The organism is Flavobacterium saccharophilum (assembly GCF_900142735.1).
GTDB classification, from domain to species: domain Bacteria; phylum Bacteroidota; class Bacteroidia; order Flavobacteriales; family Flavobacteriaceae; genus Flavobacterium; species Flavobacterium saccharophilum.
This window is the reverse complement of the sequence record NZ_FRBY01000001.1, coordinates 1221361-1240643: the sequence shown is the minus strand read 5'-3', so window position 1 is coordinate 1240643 and position 19283 is coordinate 1221361. Positions and strand designations below refer to the sequence as shown.

General features: G+C 34.9%; 18 protein-coding genes and 1 riboswitch. Of the genes, 17 read left to right on the top strand and 1 reads right to left on the bottom strand.

The features are described from left to right. Positions 1-17: 17 nt before the first annotated feature. The 5 genes from BUA98_RS05200 to tsf all read left to right on the top strand — a co-directional run bounded on the left by BUA98_RS05200 (position 18) and on the right by tsf (position 3937). Entirely contained in the window at positions 18-830 is an 813-nt protein-coding gene (locus BUA98_RS05200; RefSeq protein ID WP_072970516.1) for a ferritin-like domain-containing protein, read from the top strand. 192 nt (positions 831-1022) lie between these two features. After that, a complete protein-coding gene (rplM, locus tag BUA98_RS05195) occupies positions 1023-1478 on the top strand; it encodes a 50S ribosomal protein L13 (RefSeq protein WP_026983738.1) in 456 nt (151 codons plus the stop codon). Then, positions 1478-1864: a 30S ribosomal protein S9 gene (gene rpsI / locus BUA98_RS05190; RefSeq protein WP_007808909.1), complete on the top strand. Its 387-nt coding sequence runs from the start codon at positions 1478-1480 to the stop codon at positions 1862-1864. The genes rplM and rpsI overlap by 1 nt, the downstream gene beginning before the upstream one ends. A 176-nt stretch (positions 1865-2040) precedes the next feature. After that, entirely contained in the window at positions 2041-2838 is a 798-nt protein-coding gene (gene rpsB, locus BUA98_RS05185) for a 30S ribosomal protein S2 (RefSeq protein ID WP_072970515.1), read from the top strand. Positions 2839-2974: 136 nt separating this feature from the next. Continuing rightward, positions 2975-3937: a translation elongation factor Ts gene (tsf, locus tag BUA98_RS05180; protein WP_072970514.1), complete on the top strand. Its 963-nt coding sequence runs from the start codon at positions 2975-2977 to the stop codon at positions 3935-3937. A 67-nt stretch (positions 3938-4004) separates the two neighbouring features. On the opposite strand, the gene BUA98_RS05175 is transcribed toward tsf, so the two are convergent. Then, positions 4005-6059 carry a M3 family metallopeptidase gene (locus BUA98_RS05175; protein WP_072970513.1) on the bottom strand — a complete coding sequence of 685 codons (2055 nt, stop codon included), beginning with the start codon at positions 6057-6059 and terminating at the stop codon, positions 4005-4007. Between the two features lie 271 nt (positions 6060-6330). Here BUA98_RS05175 and BUA98_RS05170 point away from each other — a divergent pair, with 271 nt between their 5' ends. The 12 genes from BUA98_RS05170 (at position 6331) to BUA98_RS05115 (ending at position 19262) form a co-directional block, all read left to right on the top strand. Next, entirely contained in the window at positions 6331-10014 is a 3684-nt protein-coding gene (locus tag BUA98_RS05170; RefSeq protein WP_072970512.1) for a TraB/GumN family protein, read from the top strand. A 58-nt stretch (positions 10015-10072) separates the two neighbouring features. Continuing rightward, complete coding sequence (locus tag BUA98_RS05165; RefSeq protein ID WP_026983743.1) at positions 10073-10735, top strand: queuosine precursor transporter; 663 nt, start codon at positions 10073-10075, stop codon at positions 10733-10735. Between the two features lie 12 nt (positions 10736-10747). Further along, positions 10748-11419 (top strand): hypothetical protein, encoded by a 672-nt coding sequence (locus tag BUA98_RS05160; protein ID WP_072970511.1) that lies wholly within the window; start codon positions 10748-10750, stop codon positions 11417-11419. Continuing rightward, complete coding sequence (locus BUA98_RS05155) at positions 11419-11988, top strand: DNA-3-methyladenine glycosylase I (protein ID WP_072970510.1); 570 nt, start codon at positions 11419-11421, stop codon at positions 11986-11988. The genes BUA98_RS05160 and BUA98_RS05155 overlap by 1 nt, the downstream gene beginning before the upstream one ends. Positions 11989-12077: 89 nt before the next feature. After that, a riboswitch (TPP riboswitch) is annotated at positions 12078-12176 on the top strand. A gap of 85 nt (positions 12177-12261) precedes the next feature. Then, the gene (gene thiS, locus BUA98_RS05150; protein WP_072970509.1) at positions 12262-12468 is read left to right on the top strand and encodes a sulfur carrier protein ThiS; all 207 of its coding nucleotides are present in this window, start codon (positions 12262-12264) and stop codon (positions 12466-12468) included. A 163-nt stretch (positions 12469-12631) separates the two neighbouring features. Further along, positions 12632-14455, top strand: coding sequence for a phosphomethylpyrimidine synthase ThiC (gene thiC, locus BUA98_RS05145; RefSeq protein WP_072970508.1), 1824 nt, complete (start codon positions 12632-12634; stop codon positions 14453-14455). 52 nt (positions 14456-14507) lie between these two features. Next, a complete protein-coding gene (locus BUA98_RS05140; RefSeq protein WP_072970507.1) occupies positions 14508-15107 on the top strand; it encodes a thiamine phosphate synthase in 600 nt (199 codons plus the stop codon). Further along, positions 15074-15829, top strand: a complete 756-nt coding sequence (locus BUA98_RS05135; RefSeq protein ID WP_072970506.1) for a hydroxymethylpyrimidine/phosphomethylpyrimidine kinase — start codon at positions 15074-15076, stop codon at positions 15827-15829. The genes BUA98_RS05140 and BUA98_RS05135 overlap by 34 nt, the downstream gene beginning before the upstream one ends. Next, on the top strand, positions 15819-16457 hold the full coding sequence (locus tag BUA98_RS05130) for a thiamine phosphate synthase (protein ID WP_072970505.1): 639 nt from the start codon (positions 15819-15821) through the stop codon (positions 16455-16457). Before BUA98_RS05135 ends, BUA98_RS05130 begins: the two co-directional genes overlap by 11 nt. Then, positions 16438-17214 carry a thiazole synthase gene (locus BUA98_RS05125; RefSeq protein WP_072970504.1) on the top strand — a complete coding sequence of 259 codons (777 nt, stop codon included), beginning with the start codon at positions 16438-16440 and terminating at the stop codon, positions 17212-17214. The genes BUA98_RS05130 and BUA98_RS05125 overlap by 20 nt, the downstream gene beginning before the upstream one ends. A 141-nt stretch (positions 17215-17355) precedes the next feature. After that, positions 17356-18492 (top strand): 2-iminoacetate synthase ThiH, encoded by a 1137-nt coding sequence (thiH, locus tag BUA98_RS05120; RefSeq protein ID WP_072970503.1) that lies wholly within the window; start codon positions 17356-17358, stop codon positions 18490-18492. Positions 18493-18551: 59 nt separating this feature from the next. Next, entirely contained in the window at positions 18552-19262 is a 711-nt protein-coding gene (locus BUA98_RS05115; RefSeq protein ID WP_072970502.1) for a HesA/MoeB/ThiF family protein, read from the top strand. Positions 19263-19283 lie beyond the last annotated feature (21 nt).

Genomic DNA, 19283 nt, shown 5'->3' with positions numbered 1-19283 from the left:
GCTAAAACTTAGAAATTATGAATATCTTAAAATTTATAGAAACCTTCACTGATGATAGCTTAATGAATAGCACTGGTTCCAGAAGAGACAGTTTTTCACAGTTTGGAAATATTGGAAAAAATTTAGCATTTGCAGCCATTCCTTTCGGGCTTTCCGCTTTTGCCAACAAAGCACTAGCTGCAGATATAACCGCCACACCAGCGACACCAATTGGGGCCTTACAATTTGCCCTGACTTTAGAATATCTTGAAAACGAATTTTATGCAATGGCACTAGATTCTGGCGTAATTCCAGCATCTGAAAACGGTGGACGTGATTTAAAAGTTTTTCAGCAGATTGCCGCTCACGAAGCAGATCACGTTTCTTTTTTAATTGCAGGATTAGGAGGAACAATGAGTGCGAACTTTGTTCCTAAACCTACTTTTGATTTTACTGTTGGAGGAGCATTTGATCCTTTTGGAGACTATCCGACCTTTTTGGCATTGGCACAAGCATTTGAAGATACTGGTGTAAGAGCTTACAAAGGACAGGCAGCCAATTTAATCACAACTCCTGATCTACTAACCGCAGCTTTGCAGATTCACTCTGTTGAAGCACGACATGCGTCAGAAGTGCGAAGACTACGCGGATTAAAAGGCTGGATTTCGAATGCGGAAAGAGGTGCCGGCATGCCAGCAGCCACGCAGGCAGTATATGATGGTGAAGGCGTTACCATGCAGGCTGGTTATAATACAGCCAGTTTATTTGGAGCTGCCGCAGGATCAGAAGCTTATGATGAGCCGCTTACAACACAACAAGTTGTAGACATCGCAAATATATTTATTGTTTAACAAAACAAATCCAAATATTGAACCACCTTCGCGTTATTGTGAAGGTGGTTTTTTTTTATTGTTTTAAATAGAAAACTGAAGGCCTGATTTTCAACAGATAAAATATTCTTTTCAGGTATTTGGTTTTAAAATAATTAATTGTACTTTTGCATCCCCTTTATTGGGGATGGAATGTTTAATTAAAATAATATTATGGACGCATTAAGCTACAAGACAATTTCAGCTAGCAAAGCCACTGTAACTAAAGAGTGGATTGTTGTTGATGCTGAAGGGCATAACTTAGGACGTCTTGCTTCAAAGGTTGCGATGATCTTAAGAGGTAAGTACAAACCAAGTTACACACCGCACGTTGACTGTGGAGATAACGTAATTGTTATCAACTCAGAAAAAATTAACCTTACAGGTACAAAAATGAATGACAAAATTTACATGCGTCATACAGGTTACCCAGGAGGACAAAGAACTTTAACTGCTAAAGTATTGCAATCTAAAAACCCTGCATTATTAGTAGAAAAAGCTGTAAAAGGAATGTTACCTAAAAACAAATTAGGAGCTGAACTTTTTAGAAATCTAAATGTTGTTGTAGGTGCTGAGCATACTCACGGAGCTCAAAAACCTAGAACTGTTAACCTAAACGATCTTAAGTAATGGGAGTTATTCACAAAATCGGTAGAAGAAAAACCGCTGTTGCACGTGTATATGTTTCTGAAGGAACAGGAAAAATCACTGTAAACAAAAAAGAATTCGCAACTTACTTTCCAACTGCAACTTTACAATACAAAGTTTTACAACCAATGTCTATGACAGAAAATGTAAACAACTTTGATGTAAAAGTAAACGTTTACGGAGGTGGTTCAACTGGTCAGGCAGAAGCTGTAAGAATGGCATTAGCACGCGTTATGTGTGAAGTAAATGCTGAAAACAGAGCTATCTTAAAACCAGAAGGTTTATTAACAAGAGATCCAAGAATGGTTGAACGTAAGAAATTCGGTCAGAAGAAAGCTCGTAAGAGATTCCAATTCTCTAAACGTTAATATTACCTGTCTTGTACATTTGGTACAAGACAAGATCAATTATTTATTGAAATTAAAAAACACAGTTGTTGTTGCTCTCCTATCGAGGTAGGAAATAGTTTAGCATCTAAATGTATAAAGCCTGGGAAACCGCCATTTATACATTGCTAATCAACAGAACGTAAACTAGTACAAAAATGGCAAACAAAATAGAAGTAAAAGACTTACTAGAAGCAGGTGTTCACTTTGGACACATGACTAGAAAATGGGATCCAAATATGGCCCCTTACATTTATATGGAGCGTAATGGTATTCACATTATCAATCTATATAAAACTGCAGCAAAAATTGAAGAGGCTAATGAAGCTTTGAAAAAAATCGCTGCATCAGGTAGAAAAATCTTATTCGTAGCTACCAAAAAACAAGCTAAAGACATCGTTGCTGAAAAAGCAAAGGCTGCAAACATGCCTTACATCACTGAAAGATGGCCTGGTGGAATGCTAACTAACTTCGTAACTATCAGAAAGGCAGTTAAAAAAATGTCTTCTATTGATAAAATGAAGAAAGATGGTACTTTCATGACGTTATCTAAAAAAGAGCGTTTGCAAGTTGATCGTCTACGTGCTAAATTAGAGAAAAACTTAGGTTCAATCGCTGACATGTCTAGACTACCAGCTGCATTGTTCGTAGTAGATATCAAAGCTGAACACATCGCAATAAAAGAAGCACAAAAATTAAACATTCCAGTTTTCGCAATGGTTGATACGAATTCTGACCCAAGAGAGGTTGATTACGTTATTCCTGCAAATGATGATGCTTCTAAATCAATTGACAAAATTTTATCTTTAGTTACTGCTGCTGTAATCGACGGTCTTTCTGACAGAGGTTCTGATAAAGAGGCTGAAGTTTTTACTGAAGAAGCTGCTGCTGAAGCTGCTCCTGCTGTAGAGGCTGCACCAGCTGTTGAAGCTGCTGCTCCTGCAACTGAAGAATAAATCAAATTTAAATTCCAAATTTTAAATTCTAAAATCCAACCACAAATTAAAAACGTTATGTTGATAATTTAATAAAATTGGAGTTTAGAATTTAAAAGATGGAATTTTTACTTTTAACATTAAAATTCAAAATATTATGGCAACAATTACTGCTGCAGACGTAAATAAATTAAGACAAACTACAGGTGCCGGAATGATGGACTGTAAAAAAGCTTTAGTTGAAGCTGACGGAGATTTCGATAAAGCTATACAAAACCTTAGAGAAAAAGGACAAAAAGTTGCTGCTAACCGTTCTGACCGTGAGTCTTCTGAAGGAGCTGCTGTTTCTTTTATCAATGCTGACAATACTAAAGGAGCTATCATCACTTTAAACTGCGAAACTGATTTCGTAGGTAAAAATGAGGCTTTCGTAACTTTGGCTAAAGAATTAGTACAAAGAGCTATTAACTTTTCTTCTAAAGAAGATTTCTTAGCTTCAGATTTCAACGGAATTACTGTTGCTGAAAAATTAATCGAGCAAACTGGAGTTATTGGAGAAAAAATCGAAATCGGTGGTTTTGAAATTTTAGAAGGCGCTTTCGTTGGATCTTATGTTCACGTTAACAAAATTGCTGCATTAACTGCAATTTCTGCTGCAATTCCTAACGCTGACGTTTTAACTAAAGACGTTTCTATGCAAGTTGCTTCTATGGGAGCTGATACACTATCTTACAAAGATTTTGATCCTGCTTTTGTTGAATCTGAACTTGCTGCTCGTATCGCTGTAATCGAAAAGGATAATGAAGAAGCAAAACGTTTAGGAAAAACTTTAAAAAATGTTCCTAAATATATTTCTTACTCTCAATTAACTGAAGAAGTTTTAAAACAAGCTGAAGAAGATGCTAAAGCTGAATTAAAAGCTGAAGGTAAACCAGAACAAATTTGGGATAAAATTATTCCAGGAAAAGTGCAACGTTTCATCTCTGACAACACTACTTTAGACCAAGAAAAAGCTTTACTTGATCAAAACTTCATTAAAGATGATAGTAAAAAAGTTGGTGATTATGTTAAAGGATACAATGTTGAAATTACAGGTTTCAAAAGAGTTACTTTAGGTTAATATATTATTATTTCAATATAAAAAGCCCGAATATTAAGTTATTCGGGCTTTTTTATTTTTATGAATTCTATACTGTGGGGAAATTTCTAGCTCGCATTAAAGCATTTGATTCCGGCGCCCTTCCTCTGAAATTTTCATACATTTTTTCATTATCAACAGTATTCCCAATACTTAAAACGGTATTGTAAAGACGTTTTGAAATTTCCTTGTCATAAGGGCCTTTTCCTTCTAAAAAGGCTTCATAGGCATCCGCATTAATCACATCTGCCCACAAATAACTATAATATCCGGCTGCATATCCATCACTTGAAAAGATATGTGCAAATTGCGGAATTCTATGACGCATTACAATTTCAGACGGCATATTAATTTCTTCTAAAATCTCTTTTTCAAATTTATGAGGATCAATCGTTTCTGTCGTTAAATGCAGCCTCATATCAACAAAAGAACTTGAAATTGTTTCTACTGTCGCAAAACCTTCATTAAAATTCGCCGCTTTTTCAAGTCTTTCAACTAACACAGCAGGTAATGGCTGATTTGTTTTATAATGCAAAGCAAACTTATTTAATACTTCCGGAGTGGCAAGCCAATGTTCCAGCAGCTGCGACGGAAATTCAACATAATCTCTTGCAACCGCAGTGCCGCTTAAACTTGGATAGGTAACATTTGAGCATAATCCGTGGAGCGCGTGACCAAATTCATGAAATAAGGTCGTAGCATCATCCCACGAAATCAAAACAGGTTCATTTGCTGCGCCTTTAATAAAATTGCAATTGTTAGAAACAATTGGAAGTACATTCTCTTCTATTTTCTGTTGTTTCCTATGTGAGTTCATCCAAGCCCCGGATCGCTTTCCCTGGCGCGCGTAAGGATCAAAATACCACAAACCAACAGGATTGCCAGTTGTTGAATTATTGACCTCCCAAACCCTAACATCTGGATGATACACCGGAACATCAAAAACTTGTTTGAAACCTAAATCAAATAACTCGCCTGCGACCCAAAACATACTTTCACGTAAATTTTCTAACTGCAAATACGGCTTTAACTCGTTTTGATCTAAATCATATTTTGCTTTACGAACTTTTTCAGCATAATAACGATAATCCCACGGCTGAATTTTAAAATTTCCACCTTCCTGATTCACCATTTCCTGCATCGAAGCAACGTCATTTTTTACTTTTTCAACAGCTGGTTTCCAAACAGATTCCATTAAATCTAAAGTTTTCTGCGGCTCTTTTGCCATTTTATTAGATAAACTCCATTGGGCAAAATTATCGAAGCCTAAAATTTTAGCTTTTCTGGCTCTTAATTGCAAAATAGATACAAGTGTTTCATTTGTATTATTTTCATTTGAATTATCTCCTCTCTTTACAAAAATGTCAAAAGCTTTTTCTCTTAAATCCCTGCGATTTGAAAAGGTCAGGAAAGGTTCAATTGAAGATCTCGTATTGCCAATACAAGCTAAAACATTTAAATTTCTTTCTTTCGCCTCTGCGATGGCAGAATTTTTAAATGCTTCTGGTAAGCCATCTAAATCTAGTTCAGACTGCAATTCCAGAAACTGATCATTTTCTTCTGCCAATAACTTTTGACTAAAAAGCGTAAAAAGCCCAGCAAGTTCCTGATTAATTTTAGCCACTTCTTCCTTATCAACTTCACTTAGCTCTGCTCCTTCTTTAACAAAATCTGTATAATAAAGCCAAACCAGACGTTGTTGCTCCTCATTTAATTTTCCCTTTGCATCAGATTTATACAATTTTTCAATTCTGGAAAATAATTTCTTGTTCTGATACATTTTATTATTAATCTGCGCTAATCTTGGAGACATTTCTGTATCAACATCATTAAATTCCGGACTGCTCAAATTAGATCTGTAAATTCCGAAAACGGTCTGAACCTGATTGAGTGTTTTGCCGGAAAGTTCTAAAGCAATAATTGTATTTTCAAAGCTAACTTCTTCATCATTATTTGCTATAGCATCAATTTGATCCAGCTTTTCCTGCATAGCAACTTCTAGCGCCGGTTTAAAATCTGAAACTTTATATTCATTAAAAGCAGGAACTCCCCCGTAAGGTCCTGTCCATTTCTTTATTAAAAAATTAGTAGCATTTGTCGCCATATAAGAAAAATTGAAGTGTATATTTTATGCTTTCCCCTTGCTAAGGAAGCAATAGCACATTATTACCTCAAAAGTACCTAAAAGTTAGCAATCAAGAAACAAATCTTAATTGTCTTAAAAATGACTTGCCAGAAAAACTTTTCCCGCTCTTAAAGCAAATTTTGGTTTTTAAGAAAATACCTTATAAAAATCAAAGAAAAACCCAAATTCATAAACGAAAAGACCGTAATCTATTTTATATTTGTTTAGCTAAACCACTAAACCAACCCTCTTGAAAAAATTACTTTACCTCTCATTATTAATAACTTCGGTCCTTCAGGCACAAAACAAGAGTTTATTTTGGGAAATATCCGGTAACGGTTTAACCAAAAAATCCTATATCTACGGGACTATGCACGTTAATGATAAAATCTCGTTTCATTTATCTGATTCGTTTTTTACAAATCTTCTGGGTTCTGATATTGTGGCCAATGAGAGCAATCCTGAAACATGGGGAGGTCTGAATGATTTGATGAAAAGCACTGATTTCAATTCCTATAAAAAGTTTTATACCGAGTTCTACTTATTCCCCACAACAAAAGAAAATATACAAACCATTTTTATTAATGACAATGGCAAGTATTTTAGAAATATGTTATCCGGAGCCGAAGGAGATCAGGCAGATTTTCAGGAAGACACGGTATTAGACATGTTTATTTTTCAAACAGGAAAGAAATACAAAAAGAAAATTGTTGGCCTTGAAGATGCAAAAGAATCGATGCTTTCGATATTGCAAATTATTGATGAAGATGCAAAACCAAAAGAAGAGAACAAACTTGCTTTAGTCAAAATCTTAAAAAATAGAAACCCTCAAGAGGCTCTAAAAGAATATTACCGAGAGAAAGATATTATAATGCTTGACTCGATTTATAAACTAATATTTTCGAAAAAAGCACATGATGCCCTTATTGTCAATCGCAACAAAGTAATGACCAAAAGTATTGATTCTATTGCCAAAACAGGCAGTTTATTCTCTGCAGTTGGAGCGGCACATCTTGCAGGAAATGACGGTATAATTGAACTTTTAAGACGGAAAGGTTATACGGTAAAACCTATAATCGACACTTTTACCGAAAACGGAAAAAATCAGAAGAAAACTATTGAAGCTTATTTTCCCAATCCTAATTTTACCGTTTCGAATACCAAAGATAAAATGGTACAATTGCCATTATATAAAACCACTATCGAAGAAAACGAAAGCATGGGCTCTCCGGATTTTACCAACGGCGGTGCCATCACGATAAAAAGAATTCCTCTAAATTATTTCCTAAAAAACAATAATGTTACTTATAATCCGAAATCATTGGATAGTTTGTTTTTTGAAAAAATTCCGGGAGACATTATTGAGAAAAAATATGCAGAACAAGCCAATTATGCCAGTTATGACATAAAAAATGTTACAAAAACAGGAAACGCTCAACATTCTAAATTTTACATCACGCCTTTAGAAATCATTTCGATTGCGATGACCGGACCTGCAAATTATGTTCGACAATATGAAAATGAAGTTTTTGAAAATATTAAAATCAAGCCTTTTAAAAATGAATGGGAAAAGATTAAACCCGTAAAAGGAGGTTTTGAAGCTGAAATTCCATCATTTAATTTCGTCTTTGGAAATAGTGCAGAAAAAGGTACTAATATTGACATTCAAGCTTATGACAATCAGGAAAAAGGATTCTACTTTTTAAGAGAGAAAACTTTAAATGATACCAGTTTCCTTGAAAATTCTGAATACGAACAAAAGCAAATTCATTATCAATTTTATCTTCAGCAAAATCAGGATTCTACAGCTACAAAATACAACAAAACCGAAAATTCTTTTGTTTCAACCTCTAAAATTGGCGACCGAAGTATAAAATTAAAAACCATTATTTCTGGCAATAAATATTACTTATTGGGTTCTGTAAATGCATCTGAAGCGAATACAAATCGATTTTTTAATTCTTTTGTACTTGCTCCGTTCGATTACAAATCGAAATCGAAAGTTTTAGTAGATTCAACTGCAAATTATAAAATAGAAATTCCTGAAAAGGAAAACGAAAATCTATTTTTAAAATTAAACAAAAACAAACGCGAGACAAAAAATGCTTTTAAAGCTGTTAATCAGTTTCAGGCATTTAATTCTGAAACAGGTCGAAAAATCAAATTAGCCTATCATAAATTTCCTAAATACGAACGAACATTATCTATTGATTCAGTTCAGCGTATGCTTAAAAAAGAATTTCTAAATCAGTACGAAATTGATACTGAGCAAAATTATTTTGAAGCAGAAGACGATGAAAGTTACGAAACGGCAACATCATTATTAAGTCCGGAATTATTCCTTAAAAAAGGATTCTCACAGTCTTTATGGGAAGAAATTCTTGCTGACAAAAAAGATAATTATGAGTTTTTATCTGAAAGTACCACTTTTAACAAAGAACAAAATAGTTATACTATAAATGCTTTAGTTTCTAAACCAAATGCGACTCAGGCCGTTAAATACAAAGTACTTTACAAAAACAACAGCTATTATTTACTGAATACGCTGGTTGAGAAAAACTATAAAAATGATGATCCTTTCATAGAAAAAACCTTTAATTCATTAGAACTTGTTGAAAATATCAAAACAGATACAGCTGAAGACAAGGTTAAACTTTTTATCGAAGATGCTAAAAGTGAAAAAGACACCATTCGTTATTCGGCCTTAAACACGATCGATAATCTTGATATCACAAAAAAGGATTTTGAAGCGATAACAAATTTTATCAACACTTTTAAATTTAAAGAAAGTGAAACAGATGCCGTTACTTCATTGCTGGAAAAAATTGGTAAAATAGACGATGAAAGAGTAATTCCTTATCTAGAGAATTATTATAAAAAAGAATCGACCAAAACTGATGTACAGATTAGTATTTTAAAAAGTATCTCGCACCAAAAAACAAAAGCGGCATACAAAAAAATCAATGAATTACTAGAGTACGATTTGCCTATTTCTGATTTACAGTATGAGATTGGAAGCCTTTTTTACACGTTTGAAAGAGATCCTGAAAACAGTAAAGAGTTATTTCCTGAGATTTTTCAATATTACAGTATCAAAGAATACAATAAACCAATCATTAGCTTTTGCAATTCACTTTTAGAGAAAAAATTGATTTCGGTTAAAAAACTAAAAGCTTTTAAAAAAATAATCCTGACCAATACCAAACTTGAATATAAAAGAGTAGCGAGCTGGAACGAAAAAAACAAAGCCACACAAGAGGCTGCAACTGCAGAAGATGAAGTAACTTTTTATTCTGAATCATCAAGATCATTAACTGATTTAATAAATTACACCAATTTGATCTATAATTACACCGATGATAATGCTGTAAAAGAAGTATTGAAAAAAATAAAAAATCTGGACATTCCGGAATTAAACATAGAATTAGCCCGATTAGGAATCACGCATAATGCACTAAATACAACCGAAATTGAAGGTTTTTTAAACGATCCTAAAACGCAATTCATTACAATCAATTTGCTATTAAATCAAAACAAAAAAGATGCAATACATTTTATCGATGATGAGATTGCAAAATCAGCCGCTGTAAATTTTCAGAATCTTTCTAAAAAAGATTCTATAACTTTATTAAAAAAGCAAATTGTAGAAAAAGACAATCATGAAATTTCGTTTTACTTTTATCAAATTCAAAGAAAAAATGATGAGACAAAAGCTATCAAAAAGCAATTATACACCATTGTCTTTTTAAACGAAAACAAAAAAATAAATCCGTTGGCTTATACCACCGCTCCAATAAAAACAATAAGTATTGAGGAGGAGCCGGAGAAAACATATGCTCTTATCATCAATGAAACCCTGAATGGCGATCATATGAGAGCAAGTTTTGAAAAAGAAAAGGACGAAGAGGAGTTATCACTGGGTGAAGAATATTAAATCTATTTTCAGCATAAAATAGTTAACTTTGAAGTATCAGATTTTATAGTACGTATTTATGTTCAAAACCAAAAAAGAAATTGTCTTTGTAATTCTGGCAGGAATTTTTATAACAAATGCAGTTGTCGCGGAGCTTATTGGAGGGAAATTAATTCAGATTGGGCCGTTTGTAATGAGTATTGGTATTTTACCATGGCCAGTAGTTTTTCTGACAACTGATTTAATAAATGAATATTTTGGAGAAAAAGGAGTCAAAAAACTCTCATTCATCACGGCTTGCTTAATTGCATATGCCTTTTTAATTTTATTTATGGCCATTGTAATTCCGGCGGCAAAAGGAATTAGTCCTGTAAATGACGAACAATTTCAGGCTGTTTTTGGACAAAGCATGTGGATTATAGTTGGTAGTATTATAGCTTTTATGGTTTCGCAGCTTATAGATGTAAGTATATTTTGGTTCTTTAAAAACCGAACAGGTGATAAAAAAATATGGCTTAGAACAACAGGATCAACTGTAATTTCGCAATTGTTTGATTCGTTTATTGTACTTGGAATAGCCTTCTGGCTTCCGGGAAAAATTGATTTTGATACCTTTCTTTCATCAGCATTGATAGGTTATACCTTTAAATTGTCGATAGCCATTTTATTGACACCATTAATTTACGCAGGACATCATTTGATTAAAAAATACTTGGAAGGAGACATTTCTCATAAGGACTAAAAAATTATTGTTATGAAAAAAACTAATGTAATATTACTATTTTCAATCTGCTGCTTCCTTTATAGCTGTGGCAGCGATGACAAAAAGCAACCTAACGCTAAAGTATATCCTGTTAGTTCTTTAAAACCTGCTCCTCAAAAACCACTTGACCGAACTCCTGCTAAAATAGCAGTGGCAAAAGACAGCGACGATAAATCTCCACTTAATAAAAAAAAGGCTTTTACTGTCACTAAACCCATTGTAACGCCAGAAATTCCTACTGCAAAAATAGCAACAACAGAAAAAGCTCCAACTCCAATAAAAAAAGAAGAGGACTTAATGAGTTTTGTTAATTTACGCAAAATCTTTTCGGGTACTAAAATTGGCCAAACGATGAGTCAAGAAGATTTGACGCAAAATTTTAAAATTCCCGAAGAAGCCGTTAAACTTGTTAAAAGTGTTACCCGAACAGCTCACGATGAATTAAATGTAAAATGGCGTTCAACCTGGCTTGTAGAAAAAGTATCTGATGCCGAACTTGAAGACGGTAAAATGAAAGTTAGATTTCAGGCCAATAAAATGTTCATGTCTGGTAAAGCAATTGGCATTAAATACAACAGAAAAGTCTATAATGATTTAATAATAATTGGTCATTCCGCCTATATACCAAGTGTAAAAGGATATCATTGGCAAATTGGTAAATAATGGAAAACGAAAATTTAATTCGATGCGGCTGGTGCACTTCCAGCGATTTATATAAAAAATATCATGACGAAGAATGGGGAGTTCCAGTTTATGACGACCCTACTTTATTCGAATTTTTAATTTTGGAAACTTTTCAGGCCGGTTTAAGCTGGATTACCATTTTAAACAAAAGAGAGAATTTCAGAAATGCTTTTGATCATTTCGATTATAAAAAAATAGCTCATTATTCTGAAGATAAAATCGAAGAATTGATGCAAAATACCGGAATCATCCGCAATAAACTAAAAATAAAAGCAGCCGTTTCTAATGCTCAGGCTTTTATGAAAGTACAGGAAGAATTTGGCAGTTTCTCTGATTATATCTGGAAATATACCAACGGAAAACCAATCATAAATAACCTCAAAACGTCAAAAGACGCGCCGGCCACTACTCCACTTTCTGACGAAATCAGTAAAGATTTAAAAAAAAGAGGCTTTAAATTTGTTGGTTCAACCGTAATTTACGCACACATGCAAGCTACCGGAATGATCAATGATCACGCGGAAGATTGCTGGAAAAGAAGCCAGTAAACAGTCTCAGTTTTCAGTTTCCAGAGGCAACTTGAAACCTGAAACTTGAAACTTTTTTAAACAACCAAACAAAATTTTATTACATTTGCTTCACACTTTAGGGGTGTCTGCTAAATAAGCAGGCTGAGATTTTACCCTCTGAACCTGATCTAGTTCATACTAGCGTAGGGAAAAGTAAGATGACTTCTGCGCGCATTTTTATGCGTTTTTGTAGCCATTCCTAAAGTAGAGACGCACGGCAGTGCGTCTCTACAAGAAACTAAATCTAAAGGAATGGAACTAAAAATCAACCAACAAATCAAAAAATTCAATGCTGAATCGCTAAGCGTTCAATCATTGCTCGATCTCGAAATCCCCAACAAACAAAACGGAATTGCCGTTGCCATTAACAACACCGTCGTTCCAAAAATCAATTGGAACCAACATTTCGTACAAGAAACCGACGAAATTTTAATTATTTCTGCTACACAGGGGGGCTAAAAGTTAAATTCCAATCGCAAAAACCTCGGGATAAAATCCAAATTCCAATTTCATACAGAAAGTAGACACACCGCTGTTCCTCTACCGAACCATCTTTCATTTTACATCTAACATTCAACACAATCAAGATCAACTTGAAACCTGAAACTTGAAACAAAAAACTATGACAACAGAAGAACAAATTTCCAGAACCCCTTTTCCGAATTCTAAAAAAGTTTATGTCAATGGTGAAATTCACCCCATAAAAGTGGCGATGCGAGAAGTCATTTTAAGCGACACCAAACTATCAAATGGCGGAATTGAGACAAATCCACCTGTAACGGTTTACGATACTTCAGGTGCTTATACAGATCCAAACATCGAAATCGACATTAGAAAAGGATTGCCGCGCTTACGCGAAAGCTGGATTCTGGATCGAAATGATGTTGAAATTTTAAATGAAATAACTTCTGATTACGGTCAAACCCGTTTGAAAGACGAAAGCTTAAATCACCTTCGATTTGAATATTTACATCAGCCAAAACGTGCTAAAAAAGGGGCAAACGTAACGCAATTATATTATGCCAAACAAGGAATCATAACTCCTGAAATGGAATATATTGCGATTCGTGAAAACCAACGCATTGAACTTTTAAACGAGCAAACCAAAGCAATGCAATGCCAGCATGCCGGACATAGTTTTGGAGCAAATACACCAAAAAGTAAAATCACTCCTGAATTTGTTAGAAGTGAAGTTGCCTGCGGAAGAGCCATTATTCCAAACAACATCAATCATCCTGAAAGCGAACCAATGATTGTGGGTCGTAATTTTTTGGTTAAAATAAACGCCAATATTGGTAACAGTGCCGTGACTTCAAGCATTGAAGAAGAAGTTGAAAAAGCAGTGTGGGCTTGTCGCTGGGGAGCCGACACCATTATGGACTTGTCAACAGGGAAAAACATTCATGAAACCAGAGAATGGATTATTCGTAATTCGCCGGTTCCAATTGGTACGGTTCCAATTTATCAGGCATTGGAAAAAGTAAAAGGAATTGCTGAAGATTTAACCTGGGAAGTTTTCCGTGATACTTTAATCGAACAGGCCGAGCAAGGCGTTTCATACTTTACAATTCACGCCGGAGTTTTACTTCGCTACATCCATTTAACCGCTGATCGTGTTACCGGAATTGTTTCGCGTGGCGGATCGATTATGGCAAAATGGTGTTTGTTTCATCATAAAGAAAACTTCTTATATACCCACTTTGAGGAAATCTGCGAAATCATGAAACAATATGATGTGGCTTTTTCTCTTGGAGATGGTTTACGTCCCGGTTCTATTGCTGATGCTAACGACGCTGCACAATTCGCCGAATTAGAAACGCTTGGAGAATTAACCAAAATTGCATGGAAACATGATGTTCAGGTCTTTATTGAAGGGCCAGGTCACGTTCCGATGCACATGATCAAAGAAAATATGGACAAGCAATTGGAACATTGCAACGAAGCACCTTTTTACACTCTTGGACCTTTAACAACTGATATTGCACCGGGCTACGATCATATTACTTCAGCAATTGGAGCGGCCATGATTGGCTGGTACGGCTGTGCGATGTTATGCTATGTGACACCAAAAGAGCATCTTGGTTTACCGAATAAAAAAGACGTAAAAGATGGTGTAATCACCTATAAAATATCAGCTCATGCTGCCGATTTAGCCAAAGGTCATCCGGGTGCCCAATATCGCGACAATGCTTTAAGTAAAGCCCGTTTTGAATTCCGTTGGGAAGATCAATTTAATCTTTCTCTTGACCCTGATACTGCCAGAGAATTCCATGATGAAACACTTCCTGCTGATGGTGCAAAAGTGGCACATTTCTGTTCTATGTGTGGTCCAAAATTCTGCTCTATGAAAATATCTCAGGAAATTAGAGATGTTGCTGCCGCTGAAAAAGGAATGCAGGAGAAATCAGAGGAGTTTATTGAACAGGGGAAAGAGATTTATATTTAAGAATATAGAGAATAGAGTAAAGAAAATAGAATAGAGAACAAAGAAGAAAGATATGATTGTAATTACTAATCCTTCTGCAATTTCTGGCGAAATTGACATTATTGGATCTTTGTTTGAGGAAGGGTTGTCTTTCCTTCATATTCGGAAACCTGAATTTTCTGAAATTGAAATGGCGCATTTTATTGATCAGATAAAAGTAGAATTCAGATCTCATTTGGTTTTACACAGTCATCATCAATTGGCAGAAGATTTTGGAATTAACCGAATTCATTTTTCTGAAAAAGATCGAAAACATTCTCATGATTTTCCTGCAAGGTTTTCAAAACCTTGCAGGTATTCAACATCAACTCATTCTATAGAAGATTTTAATTCTTTAGAAAAAGAGTTCGAATATGCCTTTTTAAGTCCTGTTTTCAAAAGCATTTCTAAAGAAGAATATTATCCTGTAAAAAATCTTTTTGAAGCTTTAGCATTAAGAACAAACACAAATACAAAAGTTATCGCTTTAGGCGGAATTGATCTTGAAAACATCAAAAAAACACTTGAAAATGGTTTTGATGATGTCGCGCTTTTAGGAAGCATCTGGAATAGTGAAAACCCTGTAAAACAATTTAAATTATGTCAGCAAATCGCCCATTCGTACTTAGCATAGCAGGACTTGATCCTTGTGGTGGCGCGGGTGTTTTGGCAGATGTTAAAACATTCGAACAACATCAGGTGACAGGTTTTGCCGTTGCATCGGCAAATACAATTCAGACGGAAGATGGCTTTTATGAAATTCAATGGACCAATTTGAGTTTTGTAATCCGCTCTATTGAAACGTTATTTTTAAGCTATAAAATCAAAACGGTAAAAATCGGGATTATGCCAAGCCTGCATTATTTAAACCGAATTCTTTCCACGATAAAACTATTGTCTCCAACGACTAAAATTGTCTGGGATCCGGTTTTAAAATCCACCACAAAATTCGAATTTTTGAAAGTCGAAGAAGATTCAGATCTTAATAAGATTCTTTCAAAAATTGATTTGATTACGCCTAATTACAACGAAATTGAAATTTTATTTCCTGATTTTATTCCAAACAAACTTTGGCTCCAAAATGAAATTCCAACCAACATTTTACTAAAAGGAGGACATAACGAATCGGAAATTGGTACGGATCGTTTGTTCTTAAAAAATGAAATTATTGAATTTGCCCCTTCCCAAAAAAAATGTTTTGAAAAACATGGTTCCGGCTGTGTTTTATCAGCAGCAATAGCTGCAAATCTGGCATTAGACCAAACTTTGGAAGAAGCTTGTAAAAATGCTAAAACCTACATAGAAAAATACCTGAATTCAACATCAACTTTAATTGGATATCACTATGTACAATAAACTGCAATACATTTCGCAAGGAAAAACAATCGAAGAACAATTGTATAATATTCATCATGCCTTAGATGCCGGATGTGATTGGATACAACTGCGTTTCAAAAATCAAACAGCCAAAGACACTTTTGCTTTAGCGGAAGCGGTGAAATTTTTATGCGAAGAATATCTCGCCAATTTTATTGTAAATGACAATTTATATCTGGCACAACAAATCGCTGCAGATGGTGTGCATTTAGGTTTAACCGACATGAATATTGCAGAAGCAAGAGCAATTTTAGGAAATACCAAAATTATTGGAGGAACAGCCAACACCTTTGAGGATATTGAAAGTCACGTAAAAAATGGTTGTGATTACATCGGATTAGGACCTTTTCGTTTTACCGATACAAAAGAAAAATTAAGCCCAATTTTAGGTTTGTCAGGCTACTACACTATTCTTCAAAAAATGAAAAATAGTAAAATAGAAACTCCTGTTTACGCCATTGGCGGAATCACGTTAAACGATATAAGTCCGTTAATGGAAACCGGAATTCACGGAATTGCTGTTTCCGGAATGATTACAAAAAGTGATCAAAAAGAAAAATTAATTCAACAACTCAACGAACAATTATATGCAAACGTCAGTGTTTAATATTGGTGATAAAAGCTTTAAATCCCGTTTGTTTTTGGGAACAGGGAAATTTGGTTCTAATATCCAGATGGAGGAAGCAATCCTTGCATCAGAAAGTGAATTGGTGACGGTGGCTTTAAAACGTATCGATCTTGAAACGGATACCGATGCTATTTTGTCGCATTTAAAACATCCAAATATCAATTTATTACCCAATACTTCAGGAGCGAGAAATGCCAAAGAAGCTGTTTTCGCAGCTCAACTAGCAAGAGAAGCACTCGAAACCAATTGGGTAAAACTTGAAATTCATCCAGATCCAAAATATTTAATGCCCGACCCGATTGAGACTTTAAGAGCGACAGAGGAATTAGCCAAACTTGGTTTTTTTGTGCTGCCCTACATTCATGCCGATCCTGTTTTGTGTAAACATTTAGAAAGTGCGGGAACGACAGCGGTGATGCCTTTAGGCTCCCCAATTGGAAGTAACAAAGGATTAAAAACTATTGATTTCCTGGAGATAATTATCGAACAAAGTAATGTTCCTGTAATTATCGATGCGGGAATCGGAGCACCATCAGACGCCGCAAAAGCGATGGAAATTGGTGCCGATGCTGTTTTAGTCAATACTGCAATTGCGGTAGCCGGAAACCCAAAATTAATGGCTGAGGCATTCAAAGAAGCCGTTATTGCAGGAAGAAAAGCTTTTGAAGCTAAAATTGCTAATCAACAAAATTATGCTGTTGCTTCTAGTCCTTTGACTTCATTTTTATATGAGTAATTTATTTAACCGCAAAGTTCGCAAGGGTTTTACGCAAAGTTCGCAAAACTTTGCGAACTTTTTCATCAAAAACAAAACACACAAAGCTTTGCGAACTTTGCGTAATCCTTAGCGCACTTTGCGGTTAAAAAACACAATCCAATGAAAACATTTAAAGCAATATTTGAGCAATATAATTGGGATAATATTCAATCTAAAATATACCACACAACTTCTCAAGATGTCGAACGCGCGTTGGCAAAAACAAAACGAACTCTAGATGACTTTTTAGTTTTGATTTCTCCTGTTGCTCAAAATTATCTGGAACAAATGGCGCAGCAATGCCATGAACTAACTAAAAAACGCTTCGGAAAAACGATTCAAATGTACGCGCCGTTATATTTAAGCAACGAATGCCAAAACATTTGTACGTATTGCGGTTTCAGTCTTGACAATAAAATCAAACGAAAAACGCTTACTGACGCAGAGATAAAACTCGAAGTTGAAGCAGTAAAAAATGTTGGTTTCGATCATGTTTTATTGGTTACTGGTGAAGCTAATTACACCGTAAATATTAATTATTTCCTCAATGCCATTGCTTTGATACGGGAACAGTTTTCGATTATTTCTGTAGAAGTGCAGCCTCTTTCCACCGAAGATTACGAACGTTTGCATGAAGCTGGTGTTTATTCTGTTTTGGTGTATCAGGAAACGTATCATCAAGAAGTTTATAAAAAATATCATACTAAGGGAAAAAAATCAAATTTTGATTATCGACTGGAAACTCCTGACCGAATTGGAACTGCAGGAATTCATAAAATAGGTTTAGGTGTTTTATTAGGTTTAGAAGATTGGCGAACTGATAGTTTTTTCAACGCACTTCATTTAGATTATCTGCAAAAGAAATATTGGCAGACTAAATATTCGGTTTCCTTTCCAAGATTACGTCCGGCAGAAGGCATTATCGAACCTAATTTTATTATGGACGATAAAGATCTGACACAACTTATTTGCGCTTATCGTTTATGGAATGAAGATCTGGAAATTTCTATTTCAACTCGTGAAAACGAAAAATTCAGAAATAACATTATTCCGATTGGTGTTACAAGTATGAGTGCAGGATCTAAAACCAATCCGGGTGGTTATGTCGTAGATCCACAATCATTGGAGCAATTTGAAATTAGCGACGAAAGATCCGCAAAAGAAATATCAGAAATCATAAAAAAATCAGGCTACGAACCCGTTTGGAAAGATTGGGATAGAACATTTAGTCAAAGGTCTGAAAGTCGAAAGTCATAAAGTCCGCCAACTTTTGACTTTATGACTTTCGACTTTCAAACTTTAAGACTTAAAAAAAAATGAGCATTATACAAGAATTTCTACGCTATAACCGACAAACCATTCTTCCTGAAATTGGCGATGAAGGTCAGGAAAAACTCAAAAAAGCAAAAGTTTTAGTAATTGGCGCTGGCGGTTTGGGCTGTCCTGTTTTACAATATATTGCAACGGCAGGAGCTGGCTATATCGGAATTATGGATTTTGACACCATTGAGATTCATAATTTACACCGACAGATTTTATATACTGAAAATGAAATTGGAAAAGAAAAAGCGATTATTGCGAAAGAAGTCGTTTCAAAACTGAATCCTTTAATTGAGGTTGAAGCTATTAATGCCAAATTGACAAGGGAAAATGCAGCAACAATCATTCAGCAATACGATGTTATTGTAGACGGATCTGATAATTTTGCAACCCGTTATCTGGTAAACGATACTTGCGTGCAATTTCAGAAGCCTTTGGTCTACGGAAGTATCTTAAAATTTGAAGGTCAGGTTGCTGTTTTTAATCATAACGGAAGTAAGAACCTGCGCGATTTATTCCCTGAAATGCCAGATCCTAAAGAGGTTCCAAATTGTAATTTGAATGGTGTATTAGGAACTTTGCCTGGAATTATCGGAACTATGATGGCGCACGAAACACTTAAATTGATTTTAGAATTGCCCACTTTAAAAAATGAGTTGGTACTTTTTAATACTTTGAATTGGGGATTTACGAAGTTAAACTTTTAAAAAAGTGAAGTAAAAATTGCT

Excerpts from the sequence above, each read along its gene's own strand:
- BUA98_RS05200 (WP_072970516.1), top strand. The coding sequence starts at position 18 with ATGAATATCTTAAAATTTATAGAAACCTTCACTGATGATAGCTTAATG.
- rplM (WP_026983738.1), top strand. The coding sequence starts at position 1,023 with ATGGACGCATTAAGCTACAAGACAATTTCAGCTAGCAAAGCCACTGTA.
- rpsI (WP_007808909.1), top strand. The coding sequence starts at position 1,478 with ATGGGAGTTATTCACAAAATCGGTAGAAGAAAAACCGCTGTTGCACGT.
- rpsB (WP_072970515.1), top strand. The coding sequence starts at position 2,041 with ATGGCAAACAAAATAGAAGTAAAAGACTTACTAGAAGCAGGTGTTCAC.
- tsf (WP_072970514.1), top strand. The coding sequence starts at position 2,975 with ATGGCAACAATTACTGCTGCAGACGTAAATAAATTAAGACAAACTACA.
- BUA98_RS05175 (WP_072970513.1), bottom strand. The coding sequence starts at position 6,059 with ATGGCGACAAATGCTACTAATTTTTTAATAAAGAAATGGACAGGACCT.
- BUA98_RS05165 (WP_026983743.1), top strand. The coding sequence starts at position 10,073 with ATGTTCAAAACCAAAAAAGAAATTGTCTTTGTAATTCTGGCAGGAATT.
- BUA98_RS05160 (WP_072970511.1), top strand. The coding sequence starts at position 10,748 with ATGAAAAAAACTAATGTAATATTACTATTTTCAATCTGCTGCTTCCTT.
- BUA98_RS05155 (WP_072970510.1), top strand. The coding sequence starts at position 11,419 with ATGGAAAACGAAAATTTAATTCGATGCGGCTGGTGCACTTCCAGCGAT.
- thiS (WP_072970509.1), top strand. The coding sequence starts at position 12,262 with ATGGAACTAAAAATCAACCAACAAATCAAAAAATTCAATGCTGAATCG.
- thiC (WP_072970508.1), top strand. The coding sequence starts at position 12,632 with ATGACAACAGAAGAACAAATTTCCAGAACCCCTTTTCCGAATTCTAAA.
- BUA98_RS05140 (WP_072970507.1), top strand. The coding sequence starts at position 14,508 with ATGATTGTAATTACTAATCCTTCTGCAATTTCTGGCGAAATTGACATT.
- BUA98_RS05135 (WP_072970506.1), top strand. The coding sequence starts at position 15,074 with ATGTCAGCAAATCGCCCATTCGTACTTAGCATAGCAGGACTTGATCCT.
- BUA98_RS05130 (WP_072970505.1), top strand. The coding sequence starts at position 15,819 with ATGTACAATAAACTGCAATACATTTCGCAAGGAAAAACAATCGAAGAA.
- BUA98_RS05125 (WP_072970504.1), top strand. The coding sequence starts at position 16,438 with ATGCAAACGTCAGTGTTTAATATTGGTGATAAAAGCTTTAAATCCCGT.
- thiH (WP_072970503.1), top strand. The coding sequence starts at position 17,356 with ATGAAAACATTTAAAGCAATATTTGAGCAATATAATTGGGATAATATT.
- BUA98_RS05115 (WP_072970502.1), top strand. The coding sequence starts at position 18,552 with ATGAGCATTATACAAGAATTTCTACGCTATAACCGACAAACCATTCTT.